General features: G+C 58.9%; 4 protein-coding genes and 1 pseudogene. 3 read left to right on the top strand and 2 right to left on the bottom strand.

The window, feature by feature from the left end; genetic code table 11:
- Positions 1-126: 126 nt before the first annotated feature.
- Positions 127-232, bottom strand: a pseudogene (locus tag AC1DVH_RS27195) (AraC family transcriptional regulator); the annotation flags it as partial.
- A gap of 137 nt (positions 233-369) precedes the next feature.
- Between AC1DVH_RS27195 and AC1DVH_RS27190 the strand changes: the two are divergent.
- On the top strand, positions 370-1,782 hold the full coding sequence (locus AC1DVH_RS27190) for an NAD(P)-binding protein (protein ID WP_477756400.1): 1,413 nt from the start codon (positions 370-372) through the stop codon (positions 1,780-1,782).
- 16 nt (positions 1,783-1,798) lie between these two features.
- Positions 1,799-2,758 carry an alpha/beta fold hydrolase gene (locus tag AC1DVH_RS27185; RefSeq protein WP_477756399.1) on the top strand — a complete coding sequence of 320 codons (960 nt, stop codon included), beginning with the start codon at positions 1,799-1,801 and terminating at the stop codon, positions 2,756-2,758.
- Between the two features lie 77 nt (positions 2,759-2,835).
- On the opposite strand, the gene AC1DVH_RS27180 is transcribed toward AC1DVH_RS27185, so the two are convergent.
- Entirely contained in the window at positions 2,836-3,306 is a 471-nt protein-coding gene (locus AC1DVH_RS27180) for a metallophosphoesterase family protein (protein WP_477756398.1), read from the bottom strand.
- Between the two features lie 308 nt (positions 3,307-3,614).
- Here AC1DVH_RS27180 and AC1DVH_RS27175 point away from each other — a divergent pair.
- The coding region (locus AC1DVH_RS27175) for an eCIS core domain-containing protein (protein ID WP_477756397.1) at positions 3,615-4,010 on the top strand (396 nt) is incomplete at its 3' end.

The raw sequence follows: 4,010 nt of genomic DNA, 5'->3' as shown, positions 1-4,010 counted from the left end.
CACGACCGCGGTCAGTTTCACCTGGTCGGGCACCGTGCGAGCGATGACAGCTTGATCTATACCAATGCGGTGTTGATCGATCAGCTGCTTGATTAACGGCTACGTGATTCTCGGCACCGGACTTTCTCATGCTGATTGTCTGCGCCAAGTGCCTTGGGAGGTGCCGAACTGGCGTTTGAGTGCGCGAGTGTGGAGCCACCACGTGCATACGCCAGAGAGTCAGATATTGCATCGACTGGTGAGTCGTAACTCAGGCTGCAACCATTAATTCCATCGGTTATGTGGTGAGGAGCATTCGTTCTATCGGGCTCGGTACAGGTAGCTAATCTTCTGGGGTTGAGGGTGGAACCTTCAGAAAGGCGAAAGCATATGGACGCAAATCTGATCGAAACCGACTACCTGATCATCGGTGCTGGCGCGACGGCCATGGCTTTCGTCGATACGCTACTCAAGGAAACGAATGCACGCATCATAATGGTGGATCGACACGACCGACCTGGCGGGCACTGGAATGATGCCTACCCGTTCGTCCGATTGCACCAGCCCTCGGCCTTCTATGGCGTCAACTCACGGGAATTGGGCAGCGGAACGAAAGACCGGGCGGAACTCAACGAGGGCCTATATGAGCTAGCCTCCGGCGCCGAGGTGGCGAGCTACTTCGACCAGGTGATGAATCAGCAGTTTCTGCCATCAGGTCAAGTCCGTTACTTCCCCATGTGCAACTACACCGGCGACCGCATTGACGACCACCGGTTTACCTCGCTGGTCAGCGGCGTAAACCACCAGGTCCAGGTGCACAAAAAGGTGGTAGACGCCACCCATGCCCAGACCGCAGTTCCCTCGACCCACCCGCCCAGGTACCGGGTGGACCCCGGCGTGCAATGCGTGCCACTGAACGACCTGCCGAAGATCCGGCACCCTCACTCTGGCTACGTAGTGGTCGGATCGGGCAAGACCGGGATCGACGCTTGCCTGTGGTGTCTGCAAAACGGTGTTGCACCCGCAAAAATCTGCTGGATCATGCCGAACGATCCGTGGTTGATCGACCGGGCCAACCTGCAACCCGGCCCCGACAGCTTCGAACGAACAATCGGCGGCCTCATGGCGCAATTCGAGGCCATCGCAGCCGCAGACTCGATCCCGGACCTGTTCGCAAGACTTGAGGCCGCGGGCCAACTCCTGCGCCTGGACAAGTCCGTCGAACCCACTGCTTACCGCTGCGCCACCGTCACACAGGCGGAATTACGCGAGCTTCGACGCATCGGCAACATTGTGCGCCTGGGCAGGGTGCGAGCTATCGAGCCAACGCGCATCGTGCTCGACCGGGGCAGCATCGCCACGAGCCCAGGTACTCTGCACATTGATTGCAGCGCCAGTGCCATCCCGTCACTGCCTGAAATGAAGGTGTTCGACGGCGGCAAGATTAACCTGTTGATGGTAAGCAGTTGCCAACCCGTGTTCAGCGCGGCCTTGATCGCTTATGTGGAAAGCCACCTGACCGATCGAGCGCAAATGAACGCGCTTTGCACGATGGTCCCCCCGCCTCACGTCCCCACGGACTGGATCAGAATGTGGGCGGTCTACCTGGGTAACCAACTACGCTGGGGAGAGCATGAAGGCCTGTCGCGCTGGATCAGGCAGTCGCGCTTATTCTTTCTGACTGCGGTGCTCAGGGGACTGCAAGAAACCGACACCGGGAAAGTGGCACAACTGTATCGGCTCTCTGTCAACAGGCAGAAGGCTCAGGCGAATCTGCCGCGGTTGCTGGAGTCCATCGCTTGAATGGCAGGAAGCGCACATGAACGAGCCACACCTCGAAATGCTCGACATCAATGGCATCCGCATGCGGGTAGCAACGCAAGGTTGCGGCCCGTTGGTCTTGCTATGCCACGGCTTCCCGGAGCTGTGGTACTCCTGGCGCAATCAGCTTGCTGCGCTGGCGGCCGCCGGCTATAGAGCGGTCGCGCCCGACATGCGTGGCTATGGCGGCACCGATGCGCCGGCCGAACCCGACGCCTACACCACACTCCACCTGGTAGGCGACATGGTGGAGTTGGTCCACGCACTCGGCGAACAACAAGCCGTGATCGTCGGTCATGACTGGGGCGCGCTGGTGGCATGGAGCGCAGCAATGATGCGACCCGATCTGTTCCGCGCAGTGGTCGGCATGAGCGTTCCCTTCTCGCCACCGGGTCGCGTGGAGCTCCTGAGCGCGCTTGCCTCGCTGGGTATCAGCGACTTTTATATCCAGTACTTCCAGACGCCGGGTGTGGCCGAGGCCGAGCTGGAAAGAGATGTCGAGTCGTCGATCCGGCGCATCTACTTCAGTGGCTCGGGTGACGGGCCCGATTGGCCGGTGTTTGGCCGGTTGCAGCCGGGACAAGGCTTGCTGGGGGGGATGATCGAGCCCGAAACCCTGCCAGCCTGGCTAAGCCTCGAGGATATCGCCTACTACACCGGCGAATTCACCCGCAGCGGATTTCGCGGCGGCTTGAACTGGTACCGCAACATGACGCGCTCATGGGCACTGCTGGCACCCTGGCGCGATTGCATTATCCGGCAGCCGTCGATGTTCATTGCCGGGAGCCGCGACGACGTGCTGAAGTTTCCGGGTTCCCCACGGCAGATCGAAGCCTTCGCGCAGACACTGCCGGAACTGCGCGGGTGTCATATCCTCGAAGGTGCCGGCCACTGGATACAGCGAGAGCGCGCGACAGAGGTCAATGAGCTGCTACTGGGTTTCCTGAAACAACTCTGAGGACGTATCACCAGCATTTAATACATATTCTCTTTTGTATTTTCTAATACTGCCGTTTCAAATCGTCGAGGGTTCAATCAATCGGGGGGCTGCTCCAACAGGTCAAGCAACCGAGGCTCAATCGAAGTCGCCGTTACCTCGAGCAGCGTCAGCGTGACAGGCAGCTTGAAGCGTCGTCGCCCCGCGCTGCCTGGATTGACAAACAATCGCTCTCCACGCCATTCCATGCGTGGCTTGTGGGAGTGGCCGGTGATCACCAGCTTTATGCCTGGGTCCAGATCGACCGGAACATCGGCAATGTCATGCACCAACAGCGTCTGCCAACCGTTGAGGTCCAATCGCAGAAAATCAGGGAGATTTCCTGCCCATGCCTGGTTTTGATCATTGTTCCCGCGCACGACGTGCAGCGCAGCGATAGACGCCAGTCGGTCAAGAATTTCCGGGCTACCGATGTCGCCGGCATGAATGATCTGCTCGCACCCCGCCAGGGCGGCAAGCGCTTCGGGACGGAGCAAGCCGTGGGTATCGGAAATCACGCCAACTTTCATGCAAGCTCCAGAACGATATGGGCAATGGCCTGAATAATATGTGGACCCCAGGGAATCGAACGGTACCCAAAGCGGTCCAACACGTGCGCAAGCTGCCCGAATGATCGCCTGCCGACCGCCATTGCCTCTGGGAGAACCAATTGTCACCTGCCTTTATGCGTCAACTTGTCCGCTTGGCGATACCGCTTTTCTGCATTGCTACTTCGTCCTCTGCTTTTGCCTGCCCGCAAGGACAGTACCAGGTTTGCGTGGTCGCCTGTTTTTGTGCTCCAGGCTCCAAAGGGGACGTTGGGGAGATCTTCGATAACATGAACCAGATGGCGGCCGCCGGTTTACAGAGCTGGATCGTGCAATCGCGCAATACCCTGGCAACGGGTGATATCCAGACAGTCCCGCTGAATATCCGGGCCCAGCTCGAACCCTACTATGACATTCGAGTGCTCGATTCGGCTCGCTACAAGGTTGGCGACGATGCGCAACTGAACGCCGCAAACACCATACTGCAGAATCCCGATGTAAATGCAGTCACCCTTGTCGACATCATCGTTTTTCGCAGTCCCGATGATGCACTGAACAATGTCGCGCTGTGGGCGCACGAACTGAAGCACGTGCAGCAGTACCAGCAATGGGGCGTCAGCGAGTTTGCCACTCGCTATACCCGTGATTACTCAGCCGTCGAAACGCCTGCCTACGAGATCCAGACC

The organism is Pseudomonas sp. P4_C3 (assembly GCF_056402075.1).
Note: the sequence above shows the minus strand (reverse complement) of the source record. Positions and strands in the feature narration are given on the sequence as shown.

Bases quoted from the DNA above. Each gene is read 5' to 3' on its own strand.
- AC1DVH_RS27190 (WP_477756400.1), top strand. From the start codon at position 370: ATGGACGCAAATCTGATCGAAACCGACTACCTGATCATCGGTGCTGGC.
- AC1DVH_RS27185 (WP_477756399.1), top strand. From the start codon at position 1,799: ATGAACGAGCCACACCTCGAAATGCTCGACATCAATGGCATCCGCATG.
- AC1DVH_RS27180 (WP_477756398.1), bottom strand. From the start codon at position 3,306: ATGAAAGTTGGCGTGATTTCCGATACCCACGGCTTGCTCCGTCCCGAA.